Here is an 18,310-nt window from a genome sequence, read left to right on the forward strand (position 1 = left end):
ATACGTTACTCACGGTTTATGTGTTTGTCGATAATAAAGTGGTGTTTCTTTTGTGTGTTGTCTGAAGCTGCGTGTAAAGTAGGAGATGGTTGAAAAGTTAAGCTCAAAAGCTATTTCAGCAATGGGCAGGTCGGTATAAGCGAGCATTCGTTTGGCTTCATCCATTACTTTGTTTTGAATATATTGTTTGGCACTGATATTCAAGGCTGAGCTTACTATTTCATTCAGATAATTGGAAGTTATACAGAGCTTATCGGCATAATATCGGACGGAATGCTGCTCTTTAATGTGTGCATTGACCGCTTGGATAAACTTATTCAAATGGATTTTACCGGTTTCTTTGGTTACTTCCTCGCTTCCATTTAAGGTTGATGTCGTATCGAGATAGGCACGGTTAAGCAACATAAGAGCTTCGAAAAGTAAAGCCCTCAGTACATGTACGTCGTTCTGCTGATAGGTGTCTATTTCTGCTTTTACATCCTTTAGAAGCTGAAGCATCCGGGAATAGAGATTGTCCGGTAAGTGTAATTTGTGGGCGGTTTTGCCGGGATTAAAGTAGGGAAGGTGTTGCACAAACAGGGAATCTTTGAAAAAGGAAGAAAGAAATTCATCTTCAAAGATCAAGGCATAACCGCTGGTTATATGTTCAGTGTCCCAATACCGTATCTCTCCCGGTTTAGAAAAGAATACATCGCCGGGAATAGCTTCATCGGTTTGATTATCAATAGAAAATGTCCCTTCTCCTTTGGTGATAAAAGTAATATCGTAGTATGTCAATGTATGTATGCTACCTCTTGCCAGGAACTTTTTAGTATATTCCAGTTCTACGACATCAATAAGGAGTTCACTTCCGTATTTAGTCTTGTAGAAGGTGTATTGAGGGACAGTGTTTTTCATAGTTAGTTCCAAAATTGTGGTTACAAATATACGAATTTACTTATCTTTGCAGCTACAATTATCAATGAAACAGATAAAGACTGTCTGTGATTGGCTTATTATGAAACAGAAACGCATACCGCTGGTAGGACAACAATATGTTGTTCCTTTTATATTGATTACCTCTCTCTTTTTCTTGTGGGGTTTCGCTCATGCTATCTTAGATGTACTGAACAAACATTTCCAAGAGTTACTTGATATCACTAAAACATATTCTGCTTTTATTCAGGTAACTATGTATATGGGGTATTTCGTGATGGCTATTCCTGCCGGATTGTTTATCAGCCGCTTTGGATATCGTAAAGGAGTAGTCTTCGGATTGTTGCTTTATGGTATAGGTTCATTGCTTTTTATTCCTGGACAATACTATCTGTCATTCAATCTTTTCTTGTTTGCACTATTCGTCATAGGTTGTGGACTTACTTTTCTCGAAACGGCGGCAAACCCTTATGCTACCGAACTGGGAGCAAAGGAGACTGCTGCCAGCCGTCTGAACTTCGCACAATCTTTCAATGGGCTAGGATGCATCTGTGCTCCTGTCTTAGCCGGATTGTTGTTATTCTCGGCTGATGGAAAAGATGGTTCAGGAAATGTGGCACTGCCTTACGTTTGTATGGGTATCGTGGTGCTGATGGTTGCCATAGTCTTCTCAAAAATCAAATTACCGGAGATAGAACATCATGCAGAAGTTGATGAAAAAGGTAATCAGGTAGGATTATGGACACACAAACTTTTCATCTTCGGCTTAATAGCGTTGTTTGCCTATGAAGTAGGGGAGATATCAATTAATAGCTTTTTCATCAACTATGTAGTGGAACAAGACTGGATGAACGCCCGTGATGCTTCATTAGTGCTTTCTTTTGGTGGATTAGGTCTGTTTATGCTTGGACGTTTTGTCGGTAGCTGGATTATGAGACGTGTACGCGCAGAAAAGATGCTATTGGTATGTGCAACAGGAACAGTAATAACTACTGCTGTGGTACTGTTGGACGTGGGTATGGTATCATTAATCTCCCTATTATGTGGCTACGCCTTTGAGTCGATTATGTTTCCTACCATATTTGCTCTTTCGCTCAGAGGATTGGGAAACCATACTAAACGGGCATCTTCTTTTTTGATGATGTCTCCTGTAGGTGGAGTGGTAGGCCCATTATTGATGGGGTTGGTGGCCGATCGCACAACAATGGTTATGGCATTTATCGTACCACTTGTAGCTTATGTTATTGTGTGGTGTTATGCCCGCAAGATGGTGCATATTACCTCTAAATCGTACTGATAAAATATTTTAGTATAATAAATACCCCGCAACTCCTGCAAGTATTATCAGCAGGATAGGATGCAGATTCCACTTCCATGTTACACCAAAGGCAGCGGCAAATATAAATAAGCTTTTATAATCGATGAAGTTTTCTTTATTCATCAGTAACAAAGCGGCAGCTGCAATCAGTGAAACGGACATCGGTAATAAGCCAGACATGGCCGCCTTAATATATTTATTGTCCTTGCACTTTACGAAGAAGTAAGAAATAAGCAATACCAGTATGAATGAGGGCAAGCAAACTGCAACAGTAGCCACAATGGCACCCCATACGCTTTGAGTAACCGCATATCCTACATACGTTGCACTGTTGATACCAATCGGACCGGGTGTCATTTGTGAGATAGCCACTACATCCGTAAACTGTTGTAGCGTAAGCCAATGATGATGCTCAACGATCTCATATTGGATAAGGGATAGCATAGCATATCCACCCCCAAAACCGAAAGTGCCTATTTTCAAATATACTAAAATCAATTGCCAATAAATCATGCTTGTAATTTTGTCAGTTTATCTTTTAGCCATAATGTGTATATCATTCCTCCAACTATTCCTGCTAAGACAACGTACACGGGCGATAACCCGAATTGCCAAATCAACACCGCAGCAATAGCTGGCAATATCAGTTGCCAGTACTTCAACTTCAAAGCACGTGTAGCCGATATACAAGGAAATAATATTAGTGCTACTACCGCCGGACGGATGCCATTGAAAATACTAATCATTACTTGGTTATCTTGAAAATGTGCAAAGGACATCGCTATCAGCATCATAATGACAAAAGAGGGTAGGATAGTGGCGAGTGCACAAACCAAACTTCCCTTTATTTTATGCATCTTGTAGCCTACAAAAATAGATATGTTTACTGCAAAAACTCCAGGAAGAGATTGTGTTAATGCGAACATTTCCATGAAGTCTTCTTTACTCATCCATTTTTTCTTTACAATCTCTCGTTCAATGAGAGGAATCATAGCATATCCTCCGCCAATAGTGAACATTCCTATCTTGGCAAAGGTCAAAAAAAGCAATATGTATTTCATTATTTCCAGAGGTAACTTTCTATTGCAAAGTAACCTAATTTTATCTACATATCCAAACTGAATGATGCTTATTTATTTTATAATATTTTATATAAACTTGCTTTATTCTTAAATCTCTTTAAAAGGTGCATGTTTAGACCTAATAAAACTTTATATTTAACACCTAATTACTAAAATAAATAGAAAAAACATGGTACAAATAGTACGGTTACAGGGCACTGACAAACGGCTGTATCAGCTTGTTGCTCCTTTGGTGATGAACCCGGAGGTATTGAAACAGAACTATAACTATCCCTTTCGTACTTCGGAAGATTTTGAATGGTTTGTTGCCTTAGAGAATAAGAATGTTATTGGTTTTGTTCCGGTAGAATACAAAAAAAATGAATGTGTAATCAATAATTATTATATTAAAGGGAAGCACGAAGAAACCTTAAAATTGTTATTGGAGAGAATAGTAGAGGTAATGGAACAAGATAAGTATCTTACCGCGGTAACTTTTCTGGAGGATAAGGCTATTTTCGGAGAATTAGGTTTTTCGGAGGAGAAGGTTTGGACCCGTTATGTGAGAATGAAGAAAGATAAATGATTATGGGTATATCTAAAAATGTATATGAACTGGCACTGGAGCGCATAGAGCTTATCTTCAAAGAATTTGATACGGTTTGTGTCTCTTTTTCTGGAGGTAAGGATAGTGGCGTTTTACTGAATTTATGTATTGATTATATCCGGAATAATCATTTGGATCGTAAGTTGTGTGTATTTCACATGGATTATGAAATTCAGTATAGAGTGACTATCGATTATGTCGATCGCATATTGGAGGCGAATAAAGATATTTTAGAAGTATATCGTGTCTGTGTGCCTTTTCGTGTAACTACCTGCACTTCGATGTATCAAAGCTATTGGCGTCCTTGGCAGGATGATTTGAAAGATATATGGGTGAGGCAGATGCCAAAGGAATGCATAACAAAAGAGGCTTTCTCCTTTTATACCCCTGAAATGTGGGATTATGAGTTTCAGATGCATTTTGCTAAATGGTTGCATCTGAAAAAAGATGGAGTGCGATCTTGTTTTCTTATAGGTATACGTACGCAAGAAAGTTTTAACCGATGGCGTAGTATCCATTTGAATAGAAAATATCAAATGTACCATAATTACCGTTGGACTTCAAAAATAGGTAATGACATTTACAATGCCTATCCCATTTATGACTGGAAGACGACGGATGTTTGGACAGCAAATGGAAAGTTCGGCTACGATTATAATCATTTATATGATTTGTATTATAAAGCAGGTGTTAATATTGAACGCCAGCGTGTAGCGAGCCCTTTCCTATGTGAAGCTCAGGAGAGTCTACGGCTTTATCGTGCCATTGATCCCAATACTTGGGGAAAAATGATAGGGCGTGTAAATGGAGTAAACTTTACTGGTATATATGGAGGTACACGTGCCATGGGTTGGCAAAGTGTTCGCTTACCGCAAGGGCACACGTGGAAATCATTTATGCAATTCTTACTTTCCACTTTACCTGAAGAAACCCGGAGGAATTTTCTGAAAAAACTGACTGTCAGCATCGAATTTTGGCGGACAAAAGGTGGGTGTCTGAGCGAAAGTACGATTCAAAAGCTAATAGATGCGGGTATTCCCATCGAAGTAATGAATAATACGAATTATAAAACTAATAAAAAACCAGTCCGCATGGATTATCTGGATGATATTGACATTGCGGAATTCCGTGAAATCCCTACTTATAAGCGAATGTGTATTTGTATCCTGAAAAATGACCATGCTTGCAAATATATGGGTTTTGCCCTGAATAAGGAAGAAGCCTATAAGAGAGATAAAATAATGGAACAATTCAAAAATATGATGTTATGAGTTTAGAGAAGAGTCCGGTATATAATGTGAAAGCAATCCCCGTTGAGAAGATTCAGGCAAACGACTACAACCCGAATGTGGTAGCCCCTCCGGAGATGAAGTTGTTGGAGCTTTCAATTTGGGAGGATGGTTTTACCATGCCTTGTGTTTGCTATTATGATAAAGATATGGATACATATATTCTGGTAGACGGTTTTCATCGGTATCAGGTATTGAAAAACTCTAAAAGAATCTATCAGCGGGAGAACGGATTGTTACCTGTTGTTGTGATAGACAAAGAGATTTCCAACCGTATGGCATCTACTATTCGTCATAACCGTGCTCGTGGTACGCATAATATTGAGTTGATGTGCAACATCATTGCCGAACTTGACCATGCGGGCATGACCGATGAATGGATCATGAAAAATGTCGGTATGGATCGTGATGAAGTACTTCGTCTGAAGCAAATATCCGGTTTGGCAGATTTATTTGCTAATAATAATTTTAGTATTCCGGATAACAAAGTAGAGTATATTTCAGAGGAATAAATTGTTTTTTTCAGATTAGTTAATTCGTTCTTTAACTTTATATTCATTAACATGTGAAATAATTCCTTGCAAACTTGCATAATTTAGTCAAATCTCCTACATTTGTCAGCATAAAATATGGCAAACGAGTTGCGTGTGTTTTTTTGCATTATAAAAAATGTTACATGAAGAATATTTTGGTTAGTGGAGGTGCTGGCTTTATAGGCTCTCATCTATGTACACGGTTAATTAACGATGGGCATAAAGTAATTTGCCTGGATAATCTATTTACCGGCTCAAAAGAGAATATTGCTCACTTAGAGGGTAATTCTCGTTTTGAATTTGTACAGTATGATGTCGAAAATCCTTATGAAGCCGACGTGGACGAAATCTATAATTTGGCTTGTCCGGCTTCACCTATCCATTACCAGTATGATGCAATAAAGACAATAAAAACTTCAGTGCTGGGTGCAATCAATATGTTGGGATTGGCAAAGAAAACAAAAGCTAAGATATTACAAGCTTCAACCAGTGAAATTTATGGTGATCCGGTTGTTCATCCGCAAGTTGAAGACTATTGGGGAAATGTAAACCCGATAGGCATTCGCTCGTGCTATGATGAAGGTAAACGTTGTGCAGAAACCTTGTTTATGGATTATCACCGTCAGAATGGATTACGTATTAAAATTATTCGTATATTCAATACGTATGGTCCGCGGATGTTACCGAATGACGGTAGGGTAGTATCTAACTTTGTTGTTCAGGCATTGAAAGATGAAGATATTACTATATATGGTTCGGGTAAACAGACCCGCAGTTTCCAGTATGTGGATGATTTGATCGAGGGCATGGTGCGCATGATGAATACGGATGATGAATTTATAGGTCCGGTAAATTTGGGAAATCCCAATGAATTTTCTATTTTGGAGCTCGCAGAAAAAGTGATAGCGCTGACGAATTCTAAATCAAAGCTTGTATTTAAGCCGCTACCGCATGATGATCCTAAGCAGAGACAGCCGGACATTACGCTGGCAAAGGCAAAACTGGGATGGAAACCTACTGTTGAGTTAGAAGAAGGTTTACGCCATATTATAGAATATTTTAAGGAATATCAATCCTAGCTATATATTTATTTGATAACGGGAAAAAACAATATAAAGATGAACATGGAAATAAATCCTTCAGAGTACAAGATTCTCATCGTTGACGATGTGATGTCAAACGTTTTACTGTTAAAAGTACTCTTAACTAATGAGAAATTTGCTATCGCTACAGCAAGTAACGGGCGACAAGCATTGGAGCAAGTGGATAAAGAAAATCCGGATTTGATACTACTTGATGTTATGATGCCGGATTTAAGTGGTTTTGAGGTTGCTCAAAAACTGAAAGCGAATCCTCAGACTGCTGAAATTCCAATCATCTTTCTGACTGCGTTGAACAGTACGGCAGATATAGTAAAAGGTTTCCAAGTAGGTGCCAATGACTTTATCTCCAAACCTTTCAATAAGGAAGAACTCATTACCCGCGTTTATCACCAGATTTCGTTGGTAGCAGCCAATCGTCTTATTTTGAGTAGGACAGAAGAGTTGCGTTGTACAATTGCAGGTCGTGATAAATTGTATTCTGTAATAGCTCATGACTTACGTTCACCTATGGGATCGATCAAGATGGTATTGAATATGCTGATCTTGAATTTGCCTTCCGGAAAAATTGGTGAGGAAATGTATGAGTTACTTACCATGGCAAACCAAACCACTGAAGATGTATTCTCTTTGTTGGATAACTTGTTGAAGTGGACAAAGAGCCAGATTGGTAAAATGAATGTCGTTTATCAAGACATCGACCTTGTAGAGGTAGTAGAGAGTGTAATCGAGATATTCAATATGGTAGCAGGTCTTAAGAAGATCAATATCAAGGTTGAGAAACCGGAAAAGATTCTTGTTAACGGTGATATTGATATGTTGAAGACAGTAGCTCGTAACTTGCTCAGTAATGCTATCAAGTTCAGCAAAGAAGGAAGCGAAGTGCTGGTGAAGATGGAATCGGTTGAAGGTATGGCTGTTGTCAGCGTTCAAGATCATGGCTGTGGTATCAATGAAGAAGGACAAAAGAAGCTGTTACATACTGACACTCACTTTAGTACTTTTGGTACGAACAATGAAGAAGGTTCAGGATTGGGTTTACTTTTATGTCAGGACTTTGTTACGAAGAATGGTGGAAAGTTATGGTTTATATCCAGAGAAGGAGAAGGCTCAACTTTCAGTTTCTCTATTCCATTGAAGAAGTAACACTAGGTTCTCAAAGTTTTTTTCCCTATAATTTTGAGCAGAAAGCCATTGGCTTTCTGCTTTTTTTATGGAGTTTGGTAATGGAAAGGTGTTTTATCGTTTACATAAACTCCTGTAATCACAATATTCACATCTCTTCGTATTCTCTGTTTGGTCAAAGGGAATATCCGGATTGTATATTTCTTGCAATAGTTCTTGCAATCGTTCACGGAATTCATCTTCATAAAAAGCGAAATTGTTCACCGGAATTTTGGATTGGCGGGGAGCCCCCATCTCAATAACTGGAGAATAGTTATCGGAAGCTGCCCGATGGATATAGAGCAAAGAAGGAGCAACCTTTAGCGGTTGTTTTCGGCATAAGATGGCAGCGTACAAAAATGTCTGGAAAATATAGTTAGGACGATTATCGGCAGGAGTGAACAACTGCTCTATACTTTCGGGAGTTTTGGGAGTACCTCCGGTTTTATAGTCTACGATGCGCAGTGTATCGTCCTTAATATCCAGTCGGTCTATGGTACCACCAATTTTGATAGAGAGATTTCCTGTTGGGATGGCAATTTCTAATACATCATACACATCTTTTTCCATACCTTCCATAAAGAAAGGGGAATATTGGAGATCGTTTTTCAAAAGCTGCCTCAAATAAGAGGTGATTACTTTGGAATGAATGAGTTGCGTTCCATTATATTCCGGTTGTTCTGTTAGGTCGACATGGAAAAACTTCTTCTTGAAGGCATTATCTACGTATGTTTGTAGTTTAATGTCATTCTTCAGAAGAGCTTCCAGATCTTCTTTGCGAATTTCTTTTCCATTTGCTGTAAGGTCTCGGTATACTAATTCGGCAGAGTAGTGGAAGATGGTGCCGAATAAAGCGGAATCTATTTCTGCACTTACTTCATCAGGCGCCTTTAATTTGGCTATATAGCGGTAATAGAACATTAGGCGGCAGTCCAGATAGGTATTCAGTGCGGATGGAGAGAAAAAAGTATCGGGATGACGATGAATGTCATACATTCTGTACATGCGTTCCAGTATTTCCGATGTTTTGGTGATACAGATCTCCCGGCTTTGTTGAGGCGATTGTCCGGCTTCGAGATATTCACGAGAGATATCGTGCGTAGATTCTACGAGGAATTGCAACATGAAACGGGACATTTCACCGCGATTCAGTCCGTCGGAAGAAGTATTATATAATAAGGTGATATTTTCTGCACGTTGGATGAGACGGTAGAAGTAGTAAGCATAAACTGCATTTTTATGTTCTATTGTGGTCATGCCGAATGCTTTCCGCAGGTTGTAGGGAATGAAGGAAGATTCTCCACCTGCTTTGGGTAACTGCCCTTCGTTGAGAGAAAGCATGATGAGGTTGCGGAAGTCGAGATTTCGAGTTTCGAGTACGCCCATTACTTGCATACCAATGGCGGGTTCTCCATGAAAGGGGATATTGGCTGAAGTAAGTAGACGGTTGAGCAGACGTTTCAATGTATCTGTTCTTAATCCACTTAATTCTCCGGTTTCTATCAAGTTGACAAGACGATTGACGAGGGTATAGCTCTTGAAAAGCGATTCCCGGTATAGCTGGTTGAAAATATCTTCCGATTCTTCTTCATGCTCTTGCCGGTAGATGACCGCCACTTCACGCAATATATCAGTGAGATAGCAGCAGAGGGCGGAAATACCGTTTTGAGGAGTGAAGATTTGTTCAAGGAAAGCATCTTGCTTTAGCTCTGAGGGAAGGGGATAGAAACGATTGTCCTTTGTCAATTGTTTCTCCAATACTTCAGCAGCGGTAGAGAGCTGGCGGGTATAAGGATGCTTCAATACGGAAAGCACGCTTTCGTAGGTGTAACGTCCGGTATCTTTGCGGTAGCCGGTGGTTTGCATCTCAACGAGAGAGTTGATAAAACTATACACGGGTGTCTGTGCCAGGGGGAATCCCATGGTAATATTGACGTTCTTTACTTCCGAAGGTATGGAGTGGAGAACGGGTAAAAGCAAGGATTCATTACAGAGAACGATTGCATTTTCTTTCTCTTTCAATTTTTTCTCTTCAAGTTTTAAATCTCGTACCCATTCCGGTAGATAGCGCGCCTGTGCATTTTCGGTTGGGGCAGAGATAAAGCGTACATGCTTGGGTTTACGAAGTACATCGAAAGCGGATTCCGGTAATTGGTTGGGGAAGTGCTTCATGTTACGGAGAATGAATTCTCCTGCTTCGTGGGTATAAGGAGGCTTTTGTTCGTGAGGCAGGCGGGTGTAAAACACATCGTAGTCCCAATAAAATAAAGCTTTACCTGCATCTTGCAGTCTGCGGAAGAATTCAGTTTCTACTTTATTCAGCACATTGAAACCAACAAATACATAGCGTTCGTAATGCAGTTGATCGGTATTCAACTGTTCCATAACGTTGCGATACATCATGCCTTCGTAGGCGATACCCAGATTGGTCAGGTTTGTGCGGTAATGGCGGTAGATATCTCCTAATTTATCCCACAAGGAAATGAATTTAGTTTTCAGTTCTGTCCGTTTCTCTATTGAGAAGTTTTGAAAGAACTGTTGGATGGCTTCTTCCTGCTCTTTATCGAGGAAGTCGTAGTCATCCATAATATTCTTCAAATCCTGAAGGTTGGTGAAGAGTTTGTCGGCATCAACAAGGTTTTTGTCTACATCGTCAAAGTCGCTGATAAGTAATTCTCCCCAAAAGTAGAAATCATCTAGCGTTTCTTCGCTTTTGGTTTCTTCCCGAAATACTTTATATAGTTCGCACACTAAGCGGATGGGATCCCCCAACTTCAAAGGTGAGAGCTGGCGAAACAGTTCGCTGATGCTTACATAAGCGGGTGACCATAACGGATGATCCGTTTCCGCAGCCAAGTATTCGTTAAAGAAAAGGCTGGCACGTTTATTAGGGAAAACAATGGCTGTACGAGACAGATCGTTTCCTATTTGGGTATAGAGGTCATGGGCGACCAGTTGGAGGAATGAAGTCATTTGAGTATACTATATTTTTTCTATTAATTCTTCTTCTACATACCACAGATACCCTTTAATATTTTCACTAGGGTATCCCATGCGTACAAGCAGTTGCATATATCCTTTTACCTGCTTATTGTATTTCTTATTTGGCTTACCGAACTTGAAATCTACTACTACAATTTCTCCGTTTTGCATCATCACACGGTCGGGACGGCGGGTTTTCAGTTCGCCGTTTTCCTGCCAAATAATATCGCATTCATTGAACAGTTCCCAACTACCCGAGTACCAGTCTTTGATCTGAGGCAATGAAAAAGCCTTTTCGGTGAGAGCACGTATTTCCTCTTCTGTTTCGGTTCGTCCAATAATACCTTCGAATACAAGCTGGCTGATGGCGTCATCAATGTCTTCTTCCGTATTGATAGCAGAGAATAAAGTGTGTAGCAGGCGTCCACGATTCATAAAACGTTGGCTGGATTCCGCTTCATCTATACCGGCGATAAAATCTGCCGAACGGTTGGATTGGCGAAATTCAATATCATGGAACATACTTTCCATGTGAACAGGAAGCTTTACCGGTTTTTGAGAGAGTATATTAATTGGTTCCGATTGTTTGCCGGTCGAACTATTTTCTTCTGATTCGGAAGGGCAGAGCTTTCCGCATTCGTAAATGCCGGCCTCTTCATCCCAACTACCTGCACCTTGTTTGGTTACTTGAGGCAGGGTATTGGCAAGAAGTTCGGACATAGTTCCTTTTTGACCCTTCTTGCTCCAAAGAACCAAATTCTTTCCGGCACGGGTAAAGGCTACATACAGTAGATTTAAGTTATCCACCCAAAGCTGCAAACGCTCATGCAGATAATCCTGACGATAAACAGATTCCGCCATTGTAGAGGAATAATTTACCGGAATGAGATTCAATGCATTATAAGGTTCTTCAGGGGCAGTACACCACACGAGTTGATTATTCGTTTCGTTCTCCAGTTTCCAGTCACAGAAAGGTATAAGTACAGTATGGAATTCCAATCCTTTTGATTTATGGATGGATAAGATGCGGATTCCATCCATTTCTCCACTGGGAATAGTTTTGCTACATAAAGTTTCTTCCCAATAACGGATAAAGCCATCCAACTCGGAAGAATTGCTTTGCAGATATTCAGTCACGGCATCGAAGAAAGAAAAGAGATAGGCATCCTGTTTCTCAATGAGGTTCATTTGAAATATGCTGAAAAGTTCTTCCAATAGTTCATATAAAGGCATCAGACGCAATATTTCAATGCGTGAGTTGAATGAGTCGGGAAGCATCTCTTCGGGAGTACCGGTAAACAGACTGTGCCAATCCTCTTCTTTTGATATTTCCGATCTTCCTCTTTCTGTATCCTTTTCAGTAATTTGTAATCTATAATTTGTAATTAGTGAAGCTTTAGCAATCTTGTTTTCCGGATTGGAGAGGTACCGAAGTGCATCTATTAGCATACAGATTGCCAGTGAAGCATCCAGCCTGAAAGCTTCATCGGAAACTACTGCCAGATGTAATTCCTTGTCGAAATAATCAGCAATAGGAGGGATGTTCTTGTTCTTGCGCACAAGGATTGTAATATCATTGAGTTGAACGCCCCCTGCTAGCAAACTCTTCACCTCTTCACCCATAGCGAGGAGGGTTTGTTCTGTGTAGTCGTGTTCCTCGTCAGGCTCAAGGAAGGAGGCTTTAATAAAACCACGTTCCACACTTCTTGGTGACTCCTGAACTACATCAGCGTATGCACGTTTCAAAGGAAAACAATCTTCTTTGAGTTCGTCAAGGTGCAATGAGTTCAGATAGCTTACCGCAGCAGAGAATAATTTATTGTTGAAACGAATTACATTCGTCTCACTTCGGCGATTCGTCTTTAAGGTTTCAACACGAACAGGAAAGCTGTTTAGTGAAGAATGAGGAGTTCCTAATTCTTTATTTTGTCCTAGGCTGTTCAATATCCCCCAGTCTCCGTTACGCCAGCGATAAATGGATTGTTTGACGTCTCCTACTATTAAACTGTCGGCGCCTTGAGAGAGACCTTCGAGCAATAGTAAACGGAAATTATCCCACTGCATACGACTGGTATCCTGGAACTCGTCAATCATTACATTACGTATGTTGGCTCCGATCTTTTCGAATACGAAAGAAGAGTCACCTTCGCGCACTAATTTATGCAATAGAGCGTTGGTATCTGAAAGAAGAAATCGGTTATGCTCTCTGTTCAGGGTACGCACTTCTTCGTCAATATGATTGAGAAGTTGCAATTTATTGAGATGTTGCAAGGAAAGCCTGCAACTGTTTATGATTCTACTTTTTTGTGGACGCAGCCTTTCGGCATCTTTCAATAGAGGTAATAAACTGTTTTCTGCCAGACGGATGATGTCATCTTTACGGGCAGAGGTCTTGGTAGCCCAGTTTTTGGCATCATCCAAACAGTTTTGCAGGGTGGCATTGACGACGTCTTTATCCGTTAGTTTGCCATCCCGTAGTTTTCGGAAATAGCTGCCGATACCTCGTGCACCTCCCTTCAAATCTTCGGGAGTGAGGGCATGTCCATCCAGTTCACCTTCAAATTGATCGTAGAAACCCTTCATTTGCTCTAACGCATCTGTTTCCATATCACGCAAAACGTCACGATAGAGTTTTAGAGTCTCGGGAGCTCGCAGACATTGACGCAGACCTTCACCACGTTCAATATAGCTTTCATCGAATATATTCCGACCGAAACTCTTTACTTCGTTAGATACATTCCAGCGTTTATCGTCGGCGATGCGTTCGTTGATATAATCCAGCAGCCACGCCAATACGGGAGAAGTAGTAGTGAGCTTTTCTATGAGACTGTCTACCGCATCACTTAAAACATCGGTATTATTCAGTTCTATGTTTAAGTTGGGACTAAGCTCCAGTTCACGGGCAAGATTGCGCATGACGGACTGGAAGAATGAGTCAATGGTTTCTACACGAAAACGACTGTAATCGTGTAACATATATTGCAATGCCATTCCGGCGCGTTGACGTAATTCATCTTCCGTAAACGATTTCTTGTCACCGGTAATTTGTAATTTGTAATTTGTAATTCCTAAATCTTCTTTTATACGATTAAGATAGGCTTCCGATGCAGGATCTTTCTTCCAGATACCAAAAAGCTGTTGTAAGATACGCTCTTTCATCTCTGCTGTAGCCTTGTTGGTAAAGGTCACGGCAAGGATCTGTCGGTAAGCGCGTGGGTTCAGTATCAGGTGTTTGATGTATTCCACAGCCAGTGTGAAAGTCTTACCGGACCCGGCTGAGGCTTTATATACTAATAGTTCCATGTAAATTGCATCATTGAGTTTGCTTACAAATGTACATGAAAATTGCGATATATGGATAAAGAGCCGCCATGTTTTGAGATAAATCATAGCAGCTCTTATCAGAGTTGATTACATAACCGGAGTCTGAAACAAGAAAGTGAAAGAAGGACTATCTTTGAGATTCTTCACTGCATCTCCTGCATAGATTTCTCCATTTGTCAATGCTAATTTCTTTATGCTGGCGTTCGGACTGAAGTCAATCTTCTTCAGATCAAGCCAGAATAGGTTGGGAGTCAAAGTAGATTCAAAATAATATACTTTATTTTTCTGATCGGAGATAGAACGCCAACGAGTGGAGGAGATGTAAGGCTTATCAGGAGTAGTAATGCCATAAGGTACGGATACATTACGCATTACACTCAATACACTGGGCACGGCAATCTTGGCATCTGCTGTCTGCGGTATGGCGTGGATGTAGAATGATGCACGTACAAAGCGGTCGGTGGAGCGGTTAGTTCCCGGAAGCATTTGTAAGCCACCTACTTCTTTCCAATAATCGTTGACCGCCAGTTGAAGTTCGTATCTGGGAGAATTGGTCATGACTTGATATTCCTTACCTTCGTGTATACTCAATTTTCCATCCAGATATTCCAGAACGGCCGTGTTCCCGGTTTCATCGGTGATTGCCAGGTGAAGTGTAGAGGCTGAACCGTTTGGCATTTGGGGAGCATCGATGCGGAAAGTTTCTTTCTTTAGCTCATCTACAGCCTCACGCACGCTTGCAAAGTTATCAAGTACATATTGTGTCCAGATGCTGATTCCCATTGTTGGGCGGGTATCACCCGGACGATCATAAACAGATTCGGGTAAAAACAGCAGACTGGCAACCAATCCTTTTTCATTCATCCCATCGCATGTACCTATATCATATCCAGTAGCTATAACACTACCATATTTAGAAGTCCAGTTTACCGTTTCGCCTTTATTATAACCGGCTCTTTGTATGCCTCGCGGAAATACATAGATGTTACTCATAATGTCTTCTTTCCAGTCCATGGTACGACCGGTGATGACCATGTTATCCGGACCTATATAGGTTGCCCGGGTACAAGCTTCCGACGATTGCAAACTTGTGGCAATTGCAACAAATGTTATTGCTATGATTCTGAATGGCTTATTCATCTTCATTTTGATTTATAGATTAATACTTTTTCTTGGATAACAAATGTTTGACGGGTCTGGTTTACAAAAAAGGCTTTAAAATGGTGGAAGGGAGGGGCATAAAATAAAAAAGGAGTACCGCTGTACTCCAACCTTTGTTAACCTTAAATCTAATACTATGAAAAACACAGTGCAAATATACGGGCTTTTTTGAAATTGGCAAGAGGTGAGGGGTAGAAAGTGTGTATATATAACACTTATTATAAATTGCTCCTTCTTGTTACAGTTTTTTTAAGATTATACGGGTCCTGATGAACCCGTATAATCAAGTGATAGACTTTATGCTTGCAGTAATTTCAGAATATATTTGCCGGGCATAATAATTCGTGCTTTCAATTGTGGAGAGCTGTTCAGTTCATATAGGATCTTCCAGATTTTGCCTCCAAGTTTTCCAAAATCCGTTAATCGTAAAATTGCATTCAAATCTCGGACAACGGTTACTTTCTGTCGTGCCAACTCTTCTATCAGTCCTTGGTAATTATGTGTCTGTTTGTTTAGGGCATACTCCGGTGGAGTCAGAAGAATCTCCTCCTTCTTCAACGTCTCCCCCTGGGGAGATAGAGAGGGGTTTTCTTTATTCTCTTTATTTAGTTTATAAGCTAAAGCGTTGCTTGCCTTTGCATCTCTGATTCTCTGTTGGTTAACTAGCCCACCACGACGCCCTGACTCTTTCTTCGCTTCTTGCTGAGCGTCCCATGGCTTCATGCGTATGCTGAGGCCGGGCGATGAGAAGTTTGTTTCATTGACTTCAAACAGTGCATAATTGTAGATGATCCGTTTCATGGTAGTGGTTGTCACTCTGGCTTTTTGTGCTAATATGGGAATTACTTTCAGGCTAGCTTTGTAACCTTCTTGCAGTCTCAAAAACTCAAGTATTGTCCAATAGATACCGTATCCTTTCATACCTTCTAGTTGTACCATCATCATAATCTTTAAATTGTTGCCTGCGTTGGCATCATGTAATAAATAAGCATCCATACTCTTTCAATTTTTTGTTTTCAACTAACTATTGGTCTCCATTCCAGAAAATTCTCTACCTGGAAAGTTCTCCAGCCTTGTTGCTCGGCATCCCAATATGCTACGTGTGCTTTGATGTCTACTATGTTGTGTTTCCGGTGAAAATCTTGTTCGTAGTAGCGCAGGGTGCCTCTTCCCATATAGAAACTGCCATCCTGCTTGCTGTAGGCTATCAGTGCGTAGCCGTATTGCATGTAGTCCAGCAGTAACTCGATGCGTTGTGCCATCCATCGGGCAGTTTCCGGCTTCAATTCTGTGTTTTCTAAAACTCGTTTTTCCCATAGTTTTTTAATTTTTTCATTTTTCATTACAGATTTTTCTTCTGACTCTTTTTCATGTTTTCTCATTTTTTTGATTTTAATAGTTCATAATTGCGTGATTATCAGGTACGGCAAAGGGCTACACCCTTTACCTCGGATGGCTACACCCTTTTGTGCTTCGGGCTACACCATCCGGGCGGAAGGGTGTAGCCCTTTCGTCCGTTTGCTGACGGTGGCAAAATTAATTCCTTTTCATTTACTTATCTATCAATGATTTTTATTTACAATATAACCGTATGGGTCTATTTGGTCGGTATCTTCCTGTTTTATCACTGCCCATACCTTTTCTAATTCTGTTAGTATACTACTGAATGTCAGTGGTATATGTTCTCCATGTCGTGATTTTGTGAAGTCATTGGATGTAGCAAGATGTTTAGCAATATCCGTTATTGTCTTTATTTCGGTTCCTTCGAATACCCCTAGTTTAAAGGCTCTTAGGTAAGCAACATAAATATGAGTCTTGTCTCCATAATACACTCGTTCTGCTATCAAGCTTTCATTTACTACAGATACTCGTCTGATTGTTTCCTTTTTGTTTGATCTCTGTGTTACAGAATGATACGATTCACTCCTCTGTCTGTTTCCGCAGATTACCGTCTTTTTTTTACTTCTTTCATTGAATTTGAATGTTAAAATTTTAACTGATTAGTTATTGGTTAAAAAATGCGAAAGTATAAAAAAGTGCTTAGTATAGGGCTAAAAAATAGGAGAAATAAAAGAAGAACAAATGTAATGATTTGATTATAAATAGAATAGAGTGTTTTTTAAACGTTCGTTTAATGGACGCAAAGATAAAGGTGTTTTTTGTATTGCCAAAATATTTGATAAAAAACATTTCTGAATAGTGATTAATAAAGAGATAATATATTGATTATCAGGTTTTATTGGAAATTAAAAAATCTGTTATTATTTACTTATTATCATGCATTTGCCTTTTTTGAAATTTTCTAAATATTGACATCCATTAAACGAACGTCTATTGAACGCTTTTTGTCTTTAATCTCCTTGTTCATAGTATGTTATCGGTGATGAAGTGTCAACTACGGTTTGAAAGAGAAAATGTCTCGTTCAAACCGCGAAGCGCACCCGAACTTCAGCAAACATCCATATAAAATTCCTTCTTAAGTGTCAGATATACAAGTGTATTGGTATGCAGCTCGTACTCGCGACAAGCAAGAATTTACTATTCGTAAATCGTTGGAAAAACTGAAAACGGAGGAGAATCTGGATATTGAGTGTTATCTTCCTACGAGAACGGTGGTTACTCAGTTGAAATATCGTCGTAAGCGTAGTGAAGTTCCTGTTATCCGTAATTTGATTTTTGTCCGTGCTACGAAACAGACTGCTTGTGATATTTCTAACAAATATAGTGTTCCTCTTTTCTATATGAAGGATCTCTTTTCTCGTGGTATGCTTGTTGTTCCCAATAAGCAAATGGAAGACTTTATGTTTGTCATGGATCTCGATCCTGATGGGGTTAGTTTCGATAATGATTCTCTTG

Annotated in this window: 16 protein-coding genes; 7 read left to right on the plus strand and 9 right to left on the minus strand. The window is 39.8% G+C overall.

Features of this window, described 5'->3' with window-relative positions; translation table 11 throughout:
- Positions 1-9 precede the first annotated feature (9 nt).
- Positions 10-897, minus strand: coding sequence for a helix-turn-helix domain-containing protein (locus tag Q1W14_RS14610; RefSeq protein ID WP_300702663.1), 888 nt, complete (start codon positions 895-897; stop codon positions 10-12).
- 100 nt (positions 898-997) lie between these two features.
- Here Q1W14_RS14610 and Q1W14_RS14615 point away from each other — a divergent pair, with 100 nt between their 5' ends.
- Positions 998-2,212 (plus strand): sugar MFS transporter, encoded by a 1,215-nt coding sequence (locus Q1W14_RS14615; RefSeq protein ID WP_300702695.1) that lies wholly within the window; start codon positions 998-1,000, stop codon positions 2,210-2,212.
- Between the two features lie 9 nt (positions 2,213-2,221).
- On the opposite strand, the gene Q1W14_RS14620 is transcribed toward Q1W14_RS14615, so the two are convergent.
- Positions 2,222-2,746 carry a chromate transporter gene (locus Q1W14_RS14620; RefSeq protein ID WP_300702665.1) on the minus strand — a complete coding sequence of 175 codons (525 nt, stop codon included), beginning with the start codon at positions 2,744-2,746 and terminating at the stop codon, positions 2,222-2,224.
- Positions 2,743-3,294 carry a chromate transporter gene (locus Q1W14_RS14625; RefSeq protein ID WP_300702668.1) on the minus strand — a complete coding sequence of 184 codons (552 nt, stop codon included), beginning with the start codon at positions 3,292-3,294 and terminating at the stop codon, positions 2,743-2,745. Before Q1W14_RS14625 ends, Q1W14_RS14620 begins: the two co-directional genes overlap by 4 nt.
- A 190-nt stretch (positions 3,295-3,484) precedes the next feature.
- On the opposite strand from Q1W14_RS14625, the gene Q1W14_RS14630 reads away from it, so the two are divergent.
- The 5 genes from Q1W14_RS14630 to Q1W14_RS14650 all read left to right on the plus strand — a co-directional run bounded on the left by Q1W14_RS14630 (position 3,485) and on the right by Q1W14_RS14650 (position 7,969).
- Positions 3,485-3,880, plus strand: a complete 396-nt coding sequence (locus Q1W14_RS14630) for a hypothetical protein (protein WP_300702669.1) — start codon at positions 3,485-3,487, stop codon at positions 3,878-3,880.
- A 2-nt stretch (positions 3,881-3,882) separates the two neighbouring features.
- Positions 3,883-5,172, plus strand: coding sequence for a DUF3440 domain-containing protein (locus Q1W14_RS14635; protein ID WP_300702671.1), 1,290 nt, complete (start codon positions 3,883-3,885; stop codon positions 5,170-5,172).
- Positions 5,169-5,702 carry a ParB/RepB/Spo0J family partition protein gene (locus Q1W14_RS14640; protein WP_300702673.1) on the plus strand — a complete coding sequence of 178 codons (534 nt, stop codon included), beginning with the start codon at positions 5,169-5,171 and terminating at the stop codon, positions 5,700-5,702. Before Q1W14_RS14635 ends, Q1W14_RS14640 begins: the two co-directional genes overlap by 4 nt.
- A 164-nt stretch (positions 5,703-5,866) precedes the next feature.
- Positions 5,867-6,802 carry a UDP-glucuronic acid decarboxylase family protein gene (locus Q1W14_RS14645; RefSeq protein ID WP_300702675.1) on the plus strand — a complete coding sequence of 312 codons (936 nt, stop codon included), beginning with the start codon at positions 5,867-5,869 and terminating at the stop codon, positions 6,800-6,802.
- A 39-nt stretch (positions 6,803-6,841) separates the two neighbouring features.
- Positions 6,842-7,969, plus strand: a complete 1,128-nt coding sequence (locus Q1W14_RS14650; RefSeq protein ID WP_300702677.1) for a response regulator — start codon at positions 6,842-6,844, stop codon at positions 7,967-7,969.
- A gap of 93 nt (positions 7,970-8,062) precedes the next feature.
- On the opposite strand, the gene Q1W14_RS14655 is transcribed toward Q1W14_RS14650, so the two are convergent.
- The 6 genes from Q1W14_RS14655 to Q1W14_RS14680 all read right to left on the minus strand — a co-directional run bounded on the left by Q1W14_RS14655 (position 8,063) and on the right by Q1W14_RS14680 (position 17,301).
- Positions 8,063-10,960 (minus strand): PD-(D/E)XK nuclease family protein, encoded by a 2,898-nt coding sequence (locus Q1W14_RS14655; protein ID WP_300702679.1) that lies wholly within the window; start codon positions 10,958-10,960, stop codon positions 8,063-8,065.
- A 9-nt stretch (positions 10,961-10,969) separates the two neighbouring features.
- The gene (locus Q1W14_RS14660; protein ID WP_300702680.1) at positions 10,970-14,272 is read right to left on the minus strand and encodes an exodeoxyribonuclease V subunit beta; all 3,303 of its coding nucleotides are present in this window, start codon (positions 14,270-14,272) and stop codon (positions 10,970-10,972) included.
- 108 nt (positions 14,273-14,380) lie between these two features.
- Positions 14,381-15,433, minus strand: coding sequence for a linear amide C-N hydrolase (locus tag Q1W14_RS14665; RefSeq protein WP_300702681.1), 1,053 nt, complete (start codon positions 15,431-15,433; stop codon positions 14,381-14,383).
- Between the two features lie 318 nt (positions 15,434-15,751).
- Entirely contained in the window at positions 15,752-16,450 is a 699-nt protein-coding gene (locus Q1W14_RS14670) for a Lin1244/Lin1753 domain-containing protein (protein WP_300702684.1), read from the minus strand.
- A gap of 20 nt (positions 16,451-16,470) precedes the next feature.
- The gene (locus Q1W14_RS14675) at positions 16,471-16,836 is read right to left on the minus strand and encodes an SH3 beta-barrel fold-containing protein (protein ID WP_300702686.1); all 366 of its coding nucleotides are present in this window, start codon (positions 16,834-16,836) and stop codon (positions 16,471-16,473) included.
- Between the two features lie 180 nt (positions 16,837-17,016).
- Complete coding sequence (locus Q1W14_RS14680) at positions 17,017-17,301, minus strand: hypothetical protein (protein WP_300702689.1); 285 nt, start codon at positions 17,299-17,301, stop codon at positions 17,017-17,019.
- A 633-nt stretch (positions 17,302-17,934) separates the two neighbouring features.
- Between Q1W14_RS14680 and Q1W14_RS14685 the strand changes: the two genes are divergently transcribed.
- Positions 17,935-18,310 (plus strand): UpxY family transcription antiterminator (locus Q1W14_RS14685; RefSeq protein ID WP_300702692.1); only part of this gene is annotated, 376 nt, incomplete at its 3' end.

Source organism: Bacteroides sp., assembly GCF_030151085.1.
GTDB lineage: Bacteria > Bacteroidota > Bacteroidia > Bacteroidales > Bacteroidaceae > Bacteroides.